We start from the raw sequence: 16969 nt of genomic DNA on the forward strand, positions 1-16969 counted from the left end.
GTTTAGCGCCTGATCGCCTCGCCACAGGCCGGGCTGAATCTCCATCTGCACTACCCTGGTCATGATGTGCGGAATTGTCGGCTACGTGGGGCAGGCCCCTGCCTGCCAAGTCGTCATGGACGCACTGCGCCGCATGGAGTACCGCGGCTACGACTCGTCGGGCATCGCGCTCGTCGATGGCGACGGCAAACTGACCGTGCGCCGTCGCGCCGGCCGGCTGGAAAACCTGGACAAAGCGGTAGCCGAGATGTCGCCGGAGCACCTGCGCGGCACCACCGGCCTGGGCCACACCCGCTGGGCCACCCACGGCCGTCCGACCGACCGCAACGCCCACCCGCACCGCGATGCCGCCGGCAAGATCGCCGTCGTCCACAACGGCATCATCGAGAACTTCGCGACCCTGCGTCAGGAGCTGGAATCGGCCGGCGTCGAATTCGCCAGTGACACCGACACCGAGGTCGCCGTGCACATGGTCGCCCGCGCGTATCGCGAGGGTGAGACGGCCGGCGACTTCGCCGCGTCGGTGCTGGCGGCGCTGCGCTGGCTCGAGGGCCACTTCACTCTGGTGTTCGCCAACGCCGACGAGCCGGGCACCATCGTGGCGGCCCGACGGTCGACCCCGCTGGTGGTCGGTGTCGGTGACGGTGAGATGTTCGTCGGCTCCGACGTCGCCGCGTTCATTCCGCACACCCGCAACGCCGTCGAGCTCGGCCAGGACCAATGCGTGGTGCTCACCGCGGACGGCTACCGGATCACCGACTTCGACGGCAACGAAGACGTCGAATATCGCGAGTTCCATATCGATTGGGACTTGGCCGCCGCCGAAAAGGGTGGCTACGAGTACTTCATGCTCAAGGAGATCGCCGAGCAACCTGTCGCGGTCGCTGACACTCTGCTCGGCCATTTCGTGAACGGCCGCATCGTGCTCGATGAGCAACGGCTCTCCGATCAGGAACTGCGCGAGGTCGACAAGGTATTCGTGGTCGCCTGCGGCACCGCGTATCACTCCGGGCTGCTGGCGAAGTATGCGATCGAGCACTGGACGCGCTTGCCGGTGGAAGTCGAGCTGGCCAGCGAATTCCGGTACCGGGACCCGGTTTTGGACCGCAGCACGCTGGTGGTGGCCATCTCGCAGTCCGGTGAAACCGCGGACACGCTGGAAGCGGTCCGGCACGCCAAGGCGCAGAAGGCCAAGGTGCTGGCGATCTGCAACACCAACGGCTCGCAGATCCCGCGCGAGTGCGACGCGGTGCTCTACACCCGCGCCGGGCCGGAGATCGGTGTGGCCTCGACGAAGACCTTCCTGGCTCAGATCACCGCCAACTACCTGGTCGGCCTGGCGCTGGCGCAGGCCCGCGGCACCAAGTACCCCGACGAGGTCGAGCGCGAATACCGTGAGCTGGAAGCGATGCCGGATTTGGTGTCCCGGGTGCTCGCGACGATCGGGCCGGTATCCGCGCTGGCTCAACGCTTCGCCCAATCCTCGACGGTGCTGTTCCTGGGTCGCCATGTCGGCTACCCAGTGGCGCTGGAAGGCGCGCTGAAGCTCAAGGAACTGGCCTACATGCACGCCGAGGGTTTTGCCGCCGGCGAGCTCAAGCACGGCCCGATCGCCCTGATCGAGGACGACCTGCCGGTCATCGTCGTCATGCCCTCGCCCAAGGGATCGGCCACGCTGCACGCCAAGCTGATGTCCAACATCCGCGAGATTCAGACCCGCGGTGCGGTGACCATCGTGATTGCCGAAGAGGCTGACGACACGGTGCGGCCCTACGCAGACTACTTGATCGAAATCCCTTCGGTATCAACACTTCTGCAGCCTCTACTGTCGACCATCCCGCTTCAGGTGTTCGCCGCGGCGGTGGCCCAGGCGCGCGGCTACGACGTCGACAAACCGCGAAACCTGGCGAAGTCGGTCACAGTTGAATAGCCGGCGCTCGAGACTCGGCATCGCCGGTGTCGTGCTGCTCGTTGCGGCCTATGTCGTCTCGATCGCGCTCTACATCGGCAGCGGTATGGGCCACCGCAATGTGGCGGTTCGCGGTTTCACGGCGCCCGATGTTCCCAAGGTGACCATCGATGTGCAAGAAGTTCAGACGAACAACAGTCTGCTTATCGCCGACGTCAGCGTTGCGCCCGGACCCTCGATGCTGGACCCGCAAACCCACAGCCTCAAGGAAGACCTCACCATCGCGGTCACCTCCGCGGTGACGGCCAGCAAGCGCACATGGCCGAAAGGCACACTGCCCGACGTGTTTCGCGTATCGCTGGCGGTGGCCGGCGAAGTCGCGGAATGGCCCTTCGACGAATACCATTCGGGGCCCATCGTCGCCGAACTCTTGTCCGGCTCGTCGAACCTGCGGCTGGCGGCGACGGTCACCTTGGTCGACCGCATCCTGGGCTGGGATATCGAGGTGAATCGCCTCGACGAAGCCGATCTGGTCAGCCCCTATCAAGTGGACGTGATGCGGGCGCCGAGCACCGTGGCGTTCGGGGTCGTCATCCTCGCCGTGCTGATCGCACTTGCAGCCTTCGGCGCGTTCGTCGCGGTGCAAACGGTGCGGGATCGACGGCAATTCCAGCCACCGATGACGACGTGGTACGCGGCCATGCTGTTCGCGGTGGTGCCGCTGCGAAATGCGCTGCCCGACGCGCCTCCATTCGGAAGCTGGATCGACATCACGATCGTGCTCTGGGTGATCGTCGTCCTGGTGATCTCGATGGGGCTCTATATCTCGTGCTGGTGGCGGCATCTGCGGCCCGAACCCGAACAGCCCGCCGCTCTCGAGTAGCAGGGCCGCGATCGGATTGCTGGTGGCGAACCGTGAGAGAACACGCGCACAAGCCGACTTAGCTTCTGGCAATGGCGCGTAGCACGGGTTTACTATCTGTGGCCGGGCTCGCATCTCAGGCAACCCAGTCAACGGGGAGGCAATCTTGTCGTCGCGCGGCGTCGCTGGGGGCAATCGTCTGACGAAAGTTTCGATGCTTGGCCTGGTGGTCTTTTTCGTTGCCGCGTACATCACCACGATCGCGCTCTACGCCAGATCCGGTTGCGGCTGCCCGCTTCAACTCACCCAGGGCGCACCGGCGGCCGACGGGACCACGGTGACGATCGACTTCCTCGAACTTCAATCGATGCAGGGCGCGCTGCACGCCAACGTCACTATCACCCCCGGGCCCGGGCTGGTGGATCCGGTAACCCGTGGTCTGAACGCAGACCTCGCTGTCGTGGTCCACTCCGCCGTCACACCGAGCAAGCGCTCCTGGACAAAAGGAATGCTGCCCGGCGAGTACCCCGTCCCGCTGACCATCAGTGGTGACCCCTCGCAGTGGCCGTTCGATGCTTTTCAGTCCGGGCCAATCACGGTTGACCTGATCTATGGCTCCCAGCGACCCGAACAGGTGCCGGTCAAATTCGTCGACCGCGTTTCCGGCTGGGCACTTGCCGTGGCCGGCGCCGGCAGCCCGCAGTCGCCGTACCGAGTGGAACTGCGGCGGTCGCCCAGCATTGCGGCGTTCGCGGCCGTCGTCATCGTGGTGATGCTCGCGCTCGCCGGGGCTGCTTCCTTCGTCGCCATTCAGACGGCGCGCAACCGTCGAAAATTCCAGCCGCCGATGACAACGTGGTATGCGGCAATGCTGTTCGCGGTGATACCGCTGCGAAATGCGCTGCCCGACGCACCCCCGATCGGATCGTGGGTTGACGTCACAATCACGCTGTGGGTCATCGTCACCTTGGTGATGTCGATGCTGCTCTACGTCTATTGCTGGTGGCGGCACCTAAGACCCGAACCGGAAAATTCGGCATAAAGTCTGCCGAAACGACCGGGCATGCGAAAGTTGACGCCGTGGCGGATGGATCGGTGCAGGCGAGACTGCGGAGCCTGGCGCTCGCGGTCTGGCATTTTGTCAGCGGTGCACCGTTAACCTACGGCTGGCTGTTGGTCCTGATGGCTACGACGATCGTCCAAAACCAGCTGTCCGGGCGGCAATTGCACTCGGTTTTACTGCACCGCTCCACCAACATTCACGAGTTGGGAACCGATCCGCTCGCGGTGCTGTTTTCCAGCCTGCTGTGGATCGACGGCAAAAGCCTGGAGCCCTATCTGCTGCTGTTCACCCTGTTTCTCGCGCCGGTTGAACACTGGCTCGGCCACCTCAATTGGCTCGTCGTCGGATTGACCAGTCACATCCTTGCGACGTATATCAGCGAAGGCATCCTGTACTTCGCGATCGAGGAACACGACGCATCCGAACGGCTGGTGCTCTCGCGCGATATCGGGGTCAGCTATTTCCTTGCCGGCATTATGGCCGTGCTGACTTATCGCATCGTGCGACCGTGGCGCTGGCTTTATCTCGGCGTGCTGCTCGTCATCTTCGGCTTCCCGCTGATCACGATGAGCCGGCACGGCATCAACTTCACCGCGATAGGTCACTTCACGTCGATCCTCATCGGACTCTGCTTCTATCCGATGGCCCGCGCCAAGCAGGATCAGCCATGGAGTCCGGCGCGGGTCAGGGCCGCTTTCCGGCGATACCGTTACGGGTAATTTGCACGGCGAAGTGCTCGGTGGCACGCTACGCGCTGACCGGTGACGCGACTCGGAAGGCTGAAACGATGGGACAGGTGCGCGAGGTCTACGGCGCGTCACTGTCCCCGGATGCAACCGCGTTCGCCCACATCGTCGACGACGGCGGCTATCCCCGCGCGGTGCAACGCTTTTTGCGCGGTTGGCGGGCCAGCTCTTCGCGCAATGTTGAGCTCCCGGTCGAGGGTCCGGTCTCTCGCGTCATCCACTCCGCGGACGGCCAGTGGCTGGCATGTGAGGTGACGCCGGACGGGAGCGGATCTCGCAGCCAAATCTGGTTGGTCACCACCGATCCCGATGATCGAATGGCCCGGCGCATCGACGACCAAGAGGCCGGGACCGCTGAGCTGATCGCGTGGGACGGCACCCTGGTGGCGGCGATCCTGACCGGTGAGGACGGGGTCGGGCGGTCCTGCCTGATCGATCCGGCAGACGGTCGCCACATCGTGCTGGACAGCCGATCCGGCGGCCGGCTGGTCGACGCCTGGGCCGGGGCGGCACTGATTCGGGTCGGCCCGCGTGGCTACCACGAAATGATCATGCTGTTCGGAGAGACCGAAATCGCCTTGCTGCCTTCCGATCCCGGATCCACGACCGCGGACGGGATCATTCTGGACGACCACCAGCCCCGTCGGCTGCGCTACGGACTCACCGGCGAGCAGACGAAGCTGTACAACCCGGGTGTCGGCGCGGACGGATACGTACGGGCACTGATCCGCAGTGACCATGGCTGCGAGCACGCCCGCCTGCTGGAAGTGACCGTCACGCTGGACGGCGTCAAATACTCCGTAGTGGCCGAGCGTCCGGACTGCGATCTCGCCGAGTTCGCCGTCAGCGACGACCTGTCCACCGTCGCGCTACTGTGGAACCTGCAGGGCCGCAGCGAATTACAGATTCTGGAATACTCCGATTACACGCTGACAGCGCCCATTGGATTGCCCGGGCCCCTCGCGCGCGAGCTGTCGATCAGTGCCGGTGGCTCGATGGTCGCGATGACCGTCGAGGGACCCGCCCTGCCGCGAATCGTTGAATTGGTGGACCCGCGTTCGCGCGAATGGGAAGTCGTCGACACCGAACGCGACCGCGGCGCGGAGATCCCCGGTATCTTCGCCCAGTCGCAATCGATTACGGCGCGCGACGGGCTGAGCCTGAATGCCTGGCTGTATCGCCCGATGGAAGCCAGCGCTCCGGCGGGCGCGGTCGTGTTCCTGCACGGCGGTCCCGAGGGTCAGGCCCGGCCCGGTTACAACGACATCTTTGCGCAACTGGTCAACGACGGGTTCAGCGTGCTTGCACCGAATGTCCGCGGCTCCGGGGGTTTTGGAAGGACTTTCGTCCACGCCGACGACAAGGAAAAGCGGTTCGCCGCCATCGATGACGTCGCCGACTGCGTGCGATTCCTGGTGGACAGCGGCCTCGCCGACCCGCGCCGCGTTGCCTGCGCGGGCTGGTCATACGGCGGCTACCTGACACAGGCGGCGCTGACGTTTCATCCCGCATTGTTCGCAGCAGGAATCAGCATTTGCGGAATGAGTGACCTGAGCACGTTCTATCGCAACACCGAACCGTGGATCGCGGACTCCTCTTATCCCGAGTACGGCCACCCCATTGGCGACCGCGAACTACTCGAGCAGTTGTCGCCGTTGCGGCGGGTCGATGCGTTGGTGGCCCCGTTGTTGGTGGTGCACGGGGCCCATGACACCAATGTGCCGGTCAGCGAATCGGAACAGATCGTCGAGGCGCTGCGCAACGTTGGTCGCCGCGTTCACTACCTGCTGTTCAGCGACGACGGACATGAGATCGTCAAGCGCGAGAACCGCGCGGCGCTGGCCACGGCGATGAGCGAGTGGCTGACCGTGGCATTCGACGCCAGCGCCGTTTCGCCGCCGTCTCGCGCGGTGCGCGAAGTCGGCAACGCTTAGCTTCGCGTGGCGGTGACGTAGTGCATCGCCGACAGCGTCTCTTCCTTGTCGACCGGCCCGGCGGGCCTGGGCGGCAGCGAAAGACCGTAATTCGCAGCCAATTCCGGCACCGTGGCGGCGAATGTCGTCCAGCCGTGCGAGCTCAGGTAGTCGACCACGTCGTTGCGGTCGCCGGCATACCAGAGATCCGTCATCTCGATGTCGAAGCCGTGCTCGCGCCACTGCTCGGTGACTACCCGGATCCGGTCGGCCATCATGGCGCCCAGGCCCACCATCCCGGAGTCGCCGTTGTCGTCGACCGTGGCGGGATCCAGCTCGCCGCCGGCCAGCCGGGTGAAGGAGTTCACGCCGACCGCGCGCACCAGCGGTTCGGCAAACGGGTCGTGGATCAGTGGGTTGGGCGCACGGCCGGCCAGCGCGCGTCCCACCGCGACGCCGGTTGCGGTGGCTCCCACGCCATTTGCCAGGTCTCAGGTGTCGTCGTCCGTCCGCGTCATCGTCCCTCCATTTGCCGCTACAGCCGAATGTACGGACGGCTCCTTGACGCGTGCTGTGCGCAAACACAGATGAGCATGGAATGCTGAATTCGATGCGGCATTACTACTCCGTAGATGCGATCCGCGACGCCGAAGCACCGCTGCTGGCCAGCCTGCCCGATGGCGCCCTGATGAAGCGCGCCGCCTTCGGGCTGGCCACCGAGATCATCGGTGAGCTGAGGACCCGCACCGGCGGGGTCGCGGGCCGCCGGGTGTGTGCGGTCGTCGGGTCGGGCGACAACGGTGGTGACGCACTGTGGGCGGCCGCTTTCCTGCTGCGCCGCGGCGCGGCGGCGGACGCGATATTGCTCAGTCCGGACCGCATCCACCCCAAGGGACTGGCAGCCTTCCGGAAGGGCGGCGGCCGCATCGTGGAGAGCGTCTCGCCGACAACCGATCTCGTCATCGACGGCGTGGTCGGCATCTCCGGCTCCGGTCCGCTGCGGCCGGCGGCGGCTGAGGTATTCGCGGCTGTCGATGCGCAGGGAATCCCGGTGGTCGCCGTCGACCTCCCCAGCGGTATCGACGCGGCGACCGGCGCGATCAGCGGCCCCGCGGTGCACGCCGTGTCGACCGTCACGTTCGGCGGCCTCAAGCCCGTACACGCGCTCGCCGACTGCGGCGACATCACGATGGTCGATATCGGGCTGGATCTCGCCGAAACCGACGTGCTGGGTTTCCAGGCCGGCGACGTCGCGGCCCGCTGGCCGGTTCCGGGTGCGCACGACGACAAGTACACGCAGGGGGTGACCGGCATCCTGGCCGGCTCGTCGACGTATCCGGGCGCCGCCGTGCTGTGCACCGGCGCCGCGGTAGCGGCCACCTCGGGCATGGTCCGTTACGCGGGCAGCGCGCACAGCCAGGTGCTCGCGGTATGGCCCGAGGTCATCGCGACGCCCACCCCTGCGGCGGCCGGCCGGGTGCAGGCGTGGGTTGTCGGTCCGGGGCTGGGCACCGATGAGGCGGGTGCCGCCGCGTTGTGGTTCGCGCTGGGCACCGACCTGCCCGTGCTGGTGGACGCCGACGGGCTGACCATCCTGGCCGCGCACCCCGACCTGGTGGCCAACCGCCGGGCGCCGACACTGCTGACACCGCACGCCGGTGAATTCGCCCGGCTGGCGGGCGCCGCGCCCGGCGACGACCGGATCTCGGCCTGCCGCAAGCTCGCCGACACGTTCGGCGCCACCGTGCTGCTCAAGGGAAATGTCACCGTCATCGCGGACCCCGGTGGCCCGGTCTACCTGAATCCGGCTGGGCAGTCCTGGGCGGCGACCGCCGGGTCGGGCGACGTGCTGTCGGGAATGATCGGCGCGCTGCTGGCGGCGGGACTACCGCCGGCCGAGGCCGCCGCTGCCGGCGCGTTCGTTCACGCCCACGCCGCCGCGCTCTCGGCCGCCGACCCGGGCCCGGGCGAGGCACCCACCTCGGCGTCACGAATCGCCGGCCACATCCGCGCCGCCCTAGCCTCCCTTTAACAGCTCACGAGAGGATCCGCCATGACCGGCAGCCATCCATCCGTTCCCGGGCACTCGATCGCCCCGGCTTACACCGGCCGGCTGTTCACCGCACCGGTACCCGCGCTGCGGCTGCCGGAGGAATCGATGGATCCGGATGCCGCCTACCGCTTCATCCACGACGAGCTGATGCTCGACGGCAGCTCGCGGCTGAACCTGGCCACCTTCGTCACCACCTGGATGGATCCCCAGGCCGGGCGACTGATGGCCGAGACCTTCGACAAGAACATGATCGACAAGGACGAGTACCCCGCGACCGCGGCCATCGAGCAGCGCTGCGTGTGCATGGTGGCCGACCTCTTTCACGCCGAGGGCCTGCGCGACGACGACCCGTCCAGCGCGACCGGGGTATCCACCATCGGGTCCAGCGAAGCGGTGATGCTGGGCGGGCTCGCGATGAAATGGCGCTGGCGCGAGAAGGTCGGCAAAGACTGGAAGGGCCGCACCCCGAACCTGGTGATGGGCTCCAACGTCCAGGTGGTCTGGGAGAAGTTCTGCCGCTACTTCGACGTCGAACCGCGCTACCTGCCGATGGAGGAGGGGCGCTACGTGATCACGCCCGAGCAGGTCCTCGACGCCGTCGACGAGGACACCATCGGCGTGGTGGCGATCCTGGGCACCACCTACACCGGCGAGCTCGAACCCGTCGCCGAGATCTGCGCGGCGTTGGACAAGCTGGCGGCCGGCAGCGGCGTGGACGTTCCGGTGCACGTCGACGCGGCCAGCGGCGGATTCGTGGTGCCGTTTCTGCACCCCGAGCTCAAATGGGACTTCCGGCTGCCCCGGGTGGTGTCCATCAACGTCAGCGGCCACAAGTACGGGCTGACCTACCCGGGTGTCGGGTTCGTCGTCTGGCGCAGCAACGAGTACCTGCCCGAGGACCTGGTGTTCCACGTGAACTACCTGGGCGGCGACATGCCGACGTTCACGCTGAACTTCTCCCGCCCCGGCAACCAAGTGGTCGGCCAGTATTACAACTTCCTGCGGCTGGGCCGTGAGGGCTACACCCAGGTCATGCAGACGCTGTCGTCGACCGCGCGCTGGCTGGCCGAGCAGCTGCGCGTCGGCGACCATTGCGAGCTGATCTCGGACGGTTCGTCGATCCCGGTGGTCAGCTTCCGGCTCGCTCGCGACCGCGGATACACCGAGTTCGACGTCTCCCACGAGCTGCGCGGCTACGGCTGGCAGGTGCCCGCCTACACGATGCCCGACAACGCGACGGACGTATCGGTGCTGCGCATCGTGGTGCGCGAGGGTCTGTCCGCCGACTTGGCCCGAGCGCTGCACGACGACGCCCGCACCGCCCTGGCCTCGCTGGACAAGCTGAAACCGGGCGGGCACTACAGCAACGAACATTTCGCGCACTAGCTTTGTGAGCGCAGACTCTTGGGTATAGCCAGTTCCGTACTGCGGGACGACAGGAGGCGGGCGTGAGCGGCGAGGTCAGCGAAGGCAAGGACGCGGGCCAGCGGGTTAATTGGCCGGGGACGGCCGCGACTGGGGCGGAATCCACCGAACTTAGAGAGGTGGACCTTGTCGAGCTGGCGCTGGAGTCCTATAGCGCCGAGATACATCCGGCCCACGACCAGATCGATCTGGAGACTTATGGTGGCGGATTCGATCTCACCAGGCGCGCCACCGCACCGAGGCTACGGGTGGGCGCGGACAAGTGGTTCAACCTGCTTTGGCTGATCCCGATCGGCTTCGCGCTACTGGTTGCGGCGGTGGCGATCGGCAAGGGCCTGCACAACATGCCGGCGGTGCAGGCATTCATCCAGCGGTACCCCGGCACAGATAGTCGCGGTGTCAGCCCTGGCATGCATGCCTGGGAAGGGTGGACACACTTTTTCAATCTGTTCCTGATGACCTTCATCATTCGGTCCGGGATTCAGATTCTGTGTGACCATCCGCGGCTGTACTTCAGCCGCAACTGCACCCCGGGTAAGGACGAGTGGCTGCGAGTGGGGCCGCCGGTGCCGGAGGGATATTGGACCGCCAACGATGACACCGTCGCCTTGCCGGGACAGTTCGGCCTGCCCGGCTTCCGGCACTCCATCGGGCTGGCGCGCTGGTGGCATCTCGGAGCTGACGTGCTGTGGCTGCTCAACGGGCTGGTTTTCTACGTGCTGCTGTTCACCACCGGGCAGTGGCGTCACCTCGTGCCGACGAGCTGGGACGTCTTCCCCAACGCCGCGTCGGTGGCGATCCAGTACCTGTCGCTGGACTGGCCGACCACCGACAACGGTTGGGTTGCCTACAACGGTTTGCAATTGCTGGCTTATTTCACGGTGGTCTTCGTCGCGGCGCCGGCAGCGCTGATCACCGGATTGGGGATGTCTCCGGCGCTGTCGATGCGTCTGACGGTCATCAGCAAGCGATTGAGCATCCAGGCCGCGCGCTCGCTGCACTTCCTGGTGCTGTTATTTTTCATCTTCTTCATCGTCGTGCACGTCACGTTGGTGTTCGCCACGGAGGCATTGCGCAACCTCAACCACATGTTTGCCGCGAGTGACGACAACGGTTGGGTGGGCTTTGGCGTGTTCGTCATCGCCATGGTGGTGACGGCCGTGGGCTGGGTGGCGGCCACCCCGTTCACCATTCGCCACCCCCGGGTAGTGCAGCGGGTCGGAGACGCGCTGATCGGACCCCTGCAGCGAGTGCTGGAAAGGATGAATCCGGAACCTGGCGCCTTCACCGAGAAGGACATCTCGTCCTACTTCTGGCACAACGGCCGCTTACCCGACACCGTCGAGTACAAGGACCTGGAGGCGAACGGCTTCCGCGATTGGCGACTGCGGGTATACGGCCTCGTCGAAAACCCCAGGCAGTTCTCGCTCGACGAGCTAAAGGCGCTGAACTACCACGACCAGATCACGCAACACTTCTGTATCCAGGCCTGGTCGGGCGTCGCCAAATGGGGCGGTATCTCGATGCAGGCGATCATGGACATCGTCAAGCCACGACCAGAAGCGAAATGGGTGGCGTTCTACTCGATGGGCCTCGGTGCCACCGGCGGCATCTACTACAACGTGCATCCGATCGAGCAGATGAGCCATCATCTGACGATGCTGGCCTACAGCATGAACGACGAACCACTGAGCTATGGTCACGGCGCACCCTTGCGGCTGCGCAACGAATTGCAGCACGGCTTCAAGCAAGTCAAGTGGATCAAAGGGATCGAGTTTCTCGCTCATTACTCCGAAATCGGGAGCGGGTATGGCGGTTACAGCGAGGACCACAAGTACTTCGGGCGCCACCAGACGATCTGAGCGGCCACGGGATCAGTGTGCTCGGGAGGTTCTGGGACAATGGCGTCCGTGGCAGCTACGCCGATATCCCTGACACCGGGCATCCTCGCCGAGGCCCTGGTGGACCTGGGGGCAATCGCGCACAACGTCCGAGTGCTGCGTGAACACGCCGGTTCTGCGCAGGTGATGGCTGTCGTCAAGGCCGACGGCTATGGCCACGGCGCCATCCGTGTTGCCCACACCGCATTGGCGGCCGGCGCCGCCGAGCTGGGTGTGGCCACCGTCGACGAAGCCTTGGCGCTGCGCGCGGACGGAATCACCGCGCCGGTGCTGGCCTGGCTACATCCGCCCGGCATCGACTTCGGGCCCGCGGTGATGGCCAACGTGGAGATCGCCGTGTCCTCGGCGCGCCAGCTCGACGAGCTGCTGGATGCCGTGCACCGAACCGGCCGCACCGCAACGGTGAGCATCAAGGTCGACACCGGGCTGAATCGCAACGGTGTGGCCCCGGGCCAGTACGCAGCGATGCTGACCGCGGTGCGCCAGGCTGTCGCCGACGAGACGATCCGGGTGCGGGGACTGATGTCGCACATGGTGTTCGCTGACCAGCCGGACAACTCCGTCAATGACGTTCAAGCGCAACGGTTCAGCGAGATGCTTGCCCAGGCGCGCGAGCGGGGGGTGCAATTTGAGATTGCCCACCTGTCGAGTTCGTCCGCCACGATGTCTCGTCCCGACCTGGCCTTTGACATGGTGCGGCCCGGGATCGCGGTGTACGGGCTGAGCCCCGTTCCTGAGCTCGGCGATATGGGCCTGATACCGGCGATGACGGTGAAATGTGCTGTCGCATTGGTGAAGTCGATTCGTGCCGGCGAAGGCGTGTCTTACGGACACACCTGGATCGCGAAACGCGACACCACCGTGGCGTTGCTGCCCATTGGATACGCCGACGGTGTCTTCCGATCCCTCGGTGGACGCCTCGACGTGCTGATCAACGGCAGACGACGCCGCGGCGTGGGGCGGATCTGCATGGATCAATTCCTCGTCGACCTCGGTCCCGGCCCCCTCGATGTGGCAGAAGGCGACGAGGCGATTCTGTTCGGTCCCGGCACCAGTGGCGAGCCCACCGCTCAGGACTTGGCCGATCTGCTCGGCAGCATCCACTACGAAGTGGTCACCAGTCCGCGGGGGCGGATCGTCAGGACCTATCGCGAGGCCGGAACCGTTGAGCGATGAGGAAACTCGCCGGCGCCAGCGGGGGAGGGTCTGGCTTGCTGGAGGTGCGGGGCTGACCGCGGTTGCCACCATCGTGGGCGCCTCGGTCCGCCGGTCGATGACGCAACGCGTCACCCTGATCGAAGATCCTTACGCCGATGAGGATTTCGAGCAGTTGGACTGCGATCGCAGCTATGTGGTGACCACGCCCGACGGCGTGCCGCTGGCGGTCCGCGAAGTCGGTCCGCTGGACGCCCCGCTGACCATGGTCTTCGTGCACGGATTCTGTCTGCGGATGGGGTCGTTCTATTTTCAGCGCAAGCGGCTCGCCGAGAAATGGGGTCCGCGAGTGCGCATGGTGTTCTATGACCAGCGCGGGCACGGGCGTTCCGGGGAGGCCTCGCCGGAGACTTACACGTTGACTCAGCTGGGCCAGGATCTGCAAAGCGTGCTGACCGAGGTCGCGCCGCGCGGGGTGATCGTGTTGGTCGGCCACTCGATGGGCGGGATGACGGTGTTGTCGCACGCCCGGCAGTACCCCGCCCAGTACGGCGGCCGGATCGTCGGCGCGGCGCTGATTTCCTCTGCGGCCGAAGGCGTTACCCGATCACCGCTGGGTGAGATACTGAAAAACCCTGCGGTGGAGGCACTTCGATTCACCGCACGGTCGGCCCCTAAGCTGATGCACCGCGGCCGCAATGTGTCCCGGTCGCTGATCGGCCCGATTCTGCGGGCCGCCTCCTACAGCGATCTACATGTCAGCCGCAGCCTGGACGCGTTCTCCCAGCGGATGATGAACGGCACCCCGATTCCCACCCTGGTGGGCTTCCTGCGCGCCCTGGAAACCCACGACGAAACCGCCGGGCTGTGGACGCTACTGCGGGTCCCGACCATGATCGCTTGCGGCGACCACGATCTGATCACGCCGGACGAGTACTCGAGAAAGATGGCGGCCTCGCTGCCGCGATCGGAGCTGGTCATCGTCGGCGGGGCCAGCCACCTGGCCCTGCTGGACAAGCCCGAGGCCATAAATGAGGGCCTGGTACGGCTGATCAATCGGGCCACTCCAGGCAAAATGACCCTGTGGTACCAGCGGACCCGAGTACGGTTGCGGCGCCGTGGCTGAGCTGAGACTGGGATCGGGCACGGCCAGCTGCGAGCGCGTCCAGGACACCATTGCGCTCGGCTCGCAGTTGGGGCAGCAGCTGCGCGCCGGCGACGTCGTGGTGCTCTCCGGTCCACTCGGAGCCGGAAAGACCTTGCTGGCCAAGGGGATTGCTGCGGCGATGGATGTCGACGGTCCAGTCACCTCGCCGACGTACGTGTTGGCCCGGGTGCACCCGCCGCGACAGGCGGGTACACCGGCGATGATTCACGTCGACGTATACCGGCTGCTAGACCACCAGGGCACCGACCTGCTGGGCGAACTCGACTCGCTGGACCTCGACACCGATCTCGAGGACGCTGTCGTGGTGGTGGAATGGGGCGAGGGCCTTGCCGAACGCCTTTCCGAACGTCACCTCGACATCCGGCTGGAGCGGGTCAGCGGATCCGACGTGCGGATCGCAACCTGGGAATGGGGCCGCTCGTGAGCCTGATCCTGACGCTGGATACCTCCACGCCGGCGGTGACGGCGGGCATTGTGCGGCTGCCCGATCACGCCGTCCTGGCCCAGCAGGTCACCGTCGACGCCCGGGCGCACGCCGAACGGCTCACTCCCAACGTGCTCGGCGCGCTCGCCGAAGCCGCAGCGACGATGGGTGACCTCGATGCCGTCGTGGTCGGCTGCGGCCCCGGGCCGTTCACGGGATTGCGGGCCGGGATGGCTAGCGCCGCGGCGTACGGGCATGCGCTGGGCATCCCGGTGCACGGCGTGTGCAGCCTGGACGCCATTGGCGTGCTGACCACTGGGGAGGTGCTGGTGGTCACCGACGCCCGCCGTCGCGAGGTCTATTGGGCGCGCTACCGCGACGGAGTCCGCACCGACGGCCCGGCCGTTAACGCGCCCGCCGACGTCGACCCCGGAGCGGCCGAAGCAGTCGCCGGCTCACCCGAGCATTCCGCGCTGTTCGGCCTGCCGCTGCGCGAGCCCGTGCACCCGACACCGGCCGGACTAGCGGCCGCGGTGTCCGACTGGTCCGCCGACCCGGCGCCGCTGGTGGCGCTGTATCTGCGCCGGCCCGACGCCAAGCCGCTGGCGACCCGCCAATGACCGCCGGCAGCGAGCCGGTGACGATCGGTGACTTGAACCGCGCCGACGCGCAGCGGTGCGCGCAGCTGGAAGCTGCGCTGTTCGACGGCGACGACCCCTGGCCTGCGGTAGCGTTCTGCCGCGAATTGGCTAGTGCCCACAACCATTACGTCGGCGCGCGCACCGCGAGCACGCTCGTCGGCTACGCGGGCATCTCCAGGCTGGGCCGCAAACCGCCGTTCGAGTACGAGGTGCACACCATCGGCGTCGACCCGGCCTACCAGGGCCAGGGCATCGGCCGCCGGCTACTCGCCGACTTGCTCGAGTTCGCCGAAGGCGGCGTCGTCTACTTGGAAGTGCGCACCGACAACGAGGCGGCTCTTACGCTGTACCGCAGCATGGGTTTCGAGCAGATCGGCCTGCGCAAGCGCTATTACCGAATCAGCGGTGCGGATGCGTACACGATGCGGAGGCTGGCCTTGTGACTCACATTTTGGCCATCGAAACCTCTTGCGACGAAACAGGAGTCGGCATCGCGCGGCTCGACTCCGATGGCACCGTCACGCTGCTGGCCGACGAGGTGGCGTCCAGCGTCGACGAGCATGTGCGGTTCGGTGGCGTGGTCCCCGAAATCGCGTCCCGCGCACACCTGGAAGCCCTCGGCCCGGCCATGCACCGCGCGCTGTCGACCGCAGGCCTGGTGCGGCCGGACATCGTCGCGGCCACCATCGGACCCGGGCTGGCCGGCGCCTTGTTGGTAGGAGTGGCTGCGGCCAAAGCGTATTCGGCCGCGTGGGGCGTGCCGTTCTATGCGGTGAACCATCTGGGCGGGCACCTGGCCGCCGATGTGTACGAACACGGGCCGCTGCCCGAGTCGGTGGCACTGCTGGTGTCCGGCGGACACACGCACCTGCTGCACGTGCGTTCGCTCGGTGAGCCGATCGTCGAGCTGGGCAGCACGGTCGACGACGCCGCGGGCGAGGCCTACGACAAGGTGGCGCGGCTGCTGGGTCTGGGCTATCCGGGCGGCAAGGTGCTCGACGACCTGGCCCGCACCTGCGGCCGGGACGCCGCGGAGATCCCTGTGTTCCCGCGCGGCATGACCGGCCCGCGAGATGACCCGTTCACGTTCAGCTTCTCCGGGCTCAAGACCGCCGTCGCGCGGTATGTGGAGGGCAATCCGGACGCGCAGTCGACCGACATCGCCGCCGGGTTTCAGGAGGCCGTCGCCGACGTGCTGACGCGCAAGGCGGTGCGCGCGGCCACCGGGCTCGGCGTGCAGACCTTGCTGATCGCCGGGGGAGTGGCCGCCAACTCGCGGCTGCGGGAGCTGGCGACGCAGCGCTGTGCCGAAGCCGGCCTGACGCTGCGTATCCCCAGGCCACGGCTCTGTACCGACAATGGGGCGATGATCGCGTCGCTCGCCGCGCACCTGGTTGCCGCGGGTGCGGCGCCGTCGCCGCTGGACGTGCCCAGCGACCCGGGGCTGCCGGTGGTAAAAGCCCAGGTGAGCTGAGCTCAGAGCGTAAATACGCGGGAAGCAGCAGGGCGGTCTTGAGTGCTAGCACTCTCGTGTATAGAGTGCTAGGTGGCAATCGGACGATCCCCTGTGTCGGCTCCCGCGACGACGGCTCAAGGGCCCAGCCGAATGCCGAATCATCTGGTAATTGGACGGTTCGGGCAACCCCTGGATCGACCGCCAACTCCAGTCCGGGCGAGCGTCCCGGACCCGATCCAAATAGTGGAGGGCT

General features: G+C 66.4%; 14 protein-coding genes and 1 pseudogene. 14 read left to right on the forward strand and 1 reads right to left on the reverse strand.

The features are described 5' to 3' along the window. Positions 1-64 precede the first annotated feature (64 nt). The 5 genes from glmS (at position 65) to H7K34_RS08075 (ending at position 6514) form a co-directional block, all read left to right on the forward strand. Entirely contained in the window at positions 65-1930 is a 1866-nt protein-coding gene (gene glmS, locus H7K34_RS08055; RefSeq protein WP_264061346.1) for a glutamine--fructose-6-phosphate transaminase (isomerizing), read from the forward strand. Further along, a complete protein-coding gene (locus H7K34_RS08060) occupies positions 1923-2792 on the forward strand; it encodes a DUF4436 domain-containing protein (protein ID WP_264061348.1) in 870 nt (289 codons plus the stop codon). Before glmS ends, H7K34_RS08060 begins: the two co-directional genes overlap by 8 nt. Positions 2793-2985: 193 nt before the next feature. Then, positions 2986-3813: a DUF4436 domain-containing protein gene (locus H7K34_RS08065; RefSeq protein ID WP_264061349.1), complete on the forward strand. Its 828-nt coding sequence runs from the start codon at positions 2986-2988 to the stop codon at positions 3811-3813. Between the two features lie 38 nt (positions 3814-3851). Further along, entirely contained in the window at positions 3852-4553 is a 702-nt protein-coding gene (locus tag H7K34_RS08070) for a rhomboid-like protein (RefSeq protein ID WP_264061572.1), read from the forward strand. Positions 4554-4621: 68 nt separating this feature from the next. Further along, the gene (locus tag H7K34_RS08075; protein ID WP_264061573.1) at positions 4622-6514 is read left to right on the forward strand and encodes an alpha/beta hydrolase family protein; all 1893 of its coding nucleotides are present in this window, start codon (positions 4622-4624) and stop codon (positions 6512-6514) included. A 275-nt stretch (positions 6515-6789) separates the two neighbouring features. Here the strand turns inward: H7K34_RS08075 and H7K34_RS26880 are convergent. Further along, positions 6790-6981: pseudogene (locus H7K34_RS26880) on the reverse strand (class I SAM-dependent methyltransferase); the annotation flags it as partial. Positions 6982-7103: 122 nt separating this feature from the next. Between H7K34_RS26880 and H7K34_RS08085 the strand changes: the two are divergent. The 9 genes from H7K34_RS08085 to tsaD all read left to right on the forward strand — a co-directional run bounded on the left by H7K34_RS08085 (position 7104) and on the right by tsaD (position 16734). After that, a complete protein-coding gene (locus tag H7K34_RS08085) occupies positions 7104-8525 on the forward strand; it encodes an NAD(P)H-hydrate dehydratase (protein WP_264061575.1) in 1422 nt (473 codons plus the stop codon). 21 nt (positions 8526-8546) lie between these two features. After that, the gene (locus tag H7K34_RS08090; protein WP_264061351.1) at positions 8547-9932 is read left to right on the forward strand and encodes a glutamate decarboxylase; all 1386 of its coding nucleotides are present in this window, start codon (positions 8547-8549) and stop codon (positions 9930-9932) included. A 158-nt stretch (positions 9933-10090) separates the two neighbouring features. Beyond that, positions 10091-11833 carry a molybdopterin-dependent oxidoreductase gene (locus tag H7K34_RS08095; RefSeq protein ID WP_108921157.1) on the forward strand — a complete coding sequence of 581 codons (1743 nt, stop codon included), beginning with the start codon at positions 10091-10093 and terminating at the stop codon, positions 11831-11833. Between the two features lie 48 nt (positions 11834-11881). Continuing rightward, complete coding sequence (gene alr / locus H7K34_RS08100; RefSeq protein WP_264061576.1) at positions 11882-13048, forward strand: alanine racemase; 1167 nt, start codon at positions 11882-11884, stop codon at positions 13046-13048. Continuing rightward, a complete protein-coding gene (locus tag H7K34_RS08105) occupies positions 13038-14153 on the forward strand; it encodes an alpha/beta fold hydrolase (protein ID WP_372510712.1) in 1116 nt (371 codons plus the stop codon). Before alr ends, H7K34_RS08105 begins: the two co-directional genes overlap by 11 nt. Next, positions 14146-14619 (forward strand): tRNA (adenosine(37)-N6)-threonylcarbamoyltransferase complex ATPase subunit type 1 TsaE, encoded by a 474-nt coding sequence (tsaE, locus tag H7K34_RS08110; RefSeq protein WP_264061352.1) that lies wholly within the window; start codon positions 14146-14148, stop codon positions 14617-14619. The genes H7K34_RS08105 and tsaE overlap by 8 nt, the downstream gene beginning before the upstream one ends. Further along, on the forward strand, positions 14604-15239 hold the full coding sequence (gene tsaB, locus H7K34_RS08115; RefSeq protein WP_264061353.1) for a tRNA (adenosine(37)-N6)-threonylcarbamoyltransferase complex dimerization subunit type 1 TsaB: 636 nt from the start codon (positions 14604-14606) through the stop codon (positions 15237-15239). The genes tsaE and tsaB overlap by 16 nt, the downstream gene beginning before the upstream one ends. After that, a complete protein-coding gene (gene rimI, locus H7K34_RS08120) occupies positions 15236-15703 on the forward strand; it encodes a ribosomal protein S18-alanine N-acetyltransferase (RefSeq protein ID WP_264061354.1) in 468 nt (155 codons plus the stop codon). The genes tsaB and rimI overlap by 4 nt, the downstream gene beginning before the upstream one ends. Beyond that, the gene (gene tsaD, locus H7K34_RS08125) at positions 15700-16734 is read left to right on the forward strand and encodes a tRNA (adenosine(37)-N6)-threonylcarbamoyltransferase complex transferase subunit TsaD (RefSeq protein ID WP_264061355.1); all 1035 of its coding nucleotides are present in this window, start codon (positions 15700-15702) and stop codon (positions 16732-16734) included. The genes rimI and tsaD overlap by 4 nt, the downstream gene beginning before the upstream one ends. Positions 16735-16969: the final 235 nt, after the last annotated feature.

The sequence above is a fragment of the Mycobacterium montefiorense genome (assembly GCF_025823255.1).
GTDB lineage: Bacteria > Actinomycetota > Actinomycetes > Mycobacteriales > Mycobacteriaceae > Mycobacterium > Mycobacterium montefiorense.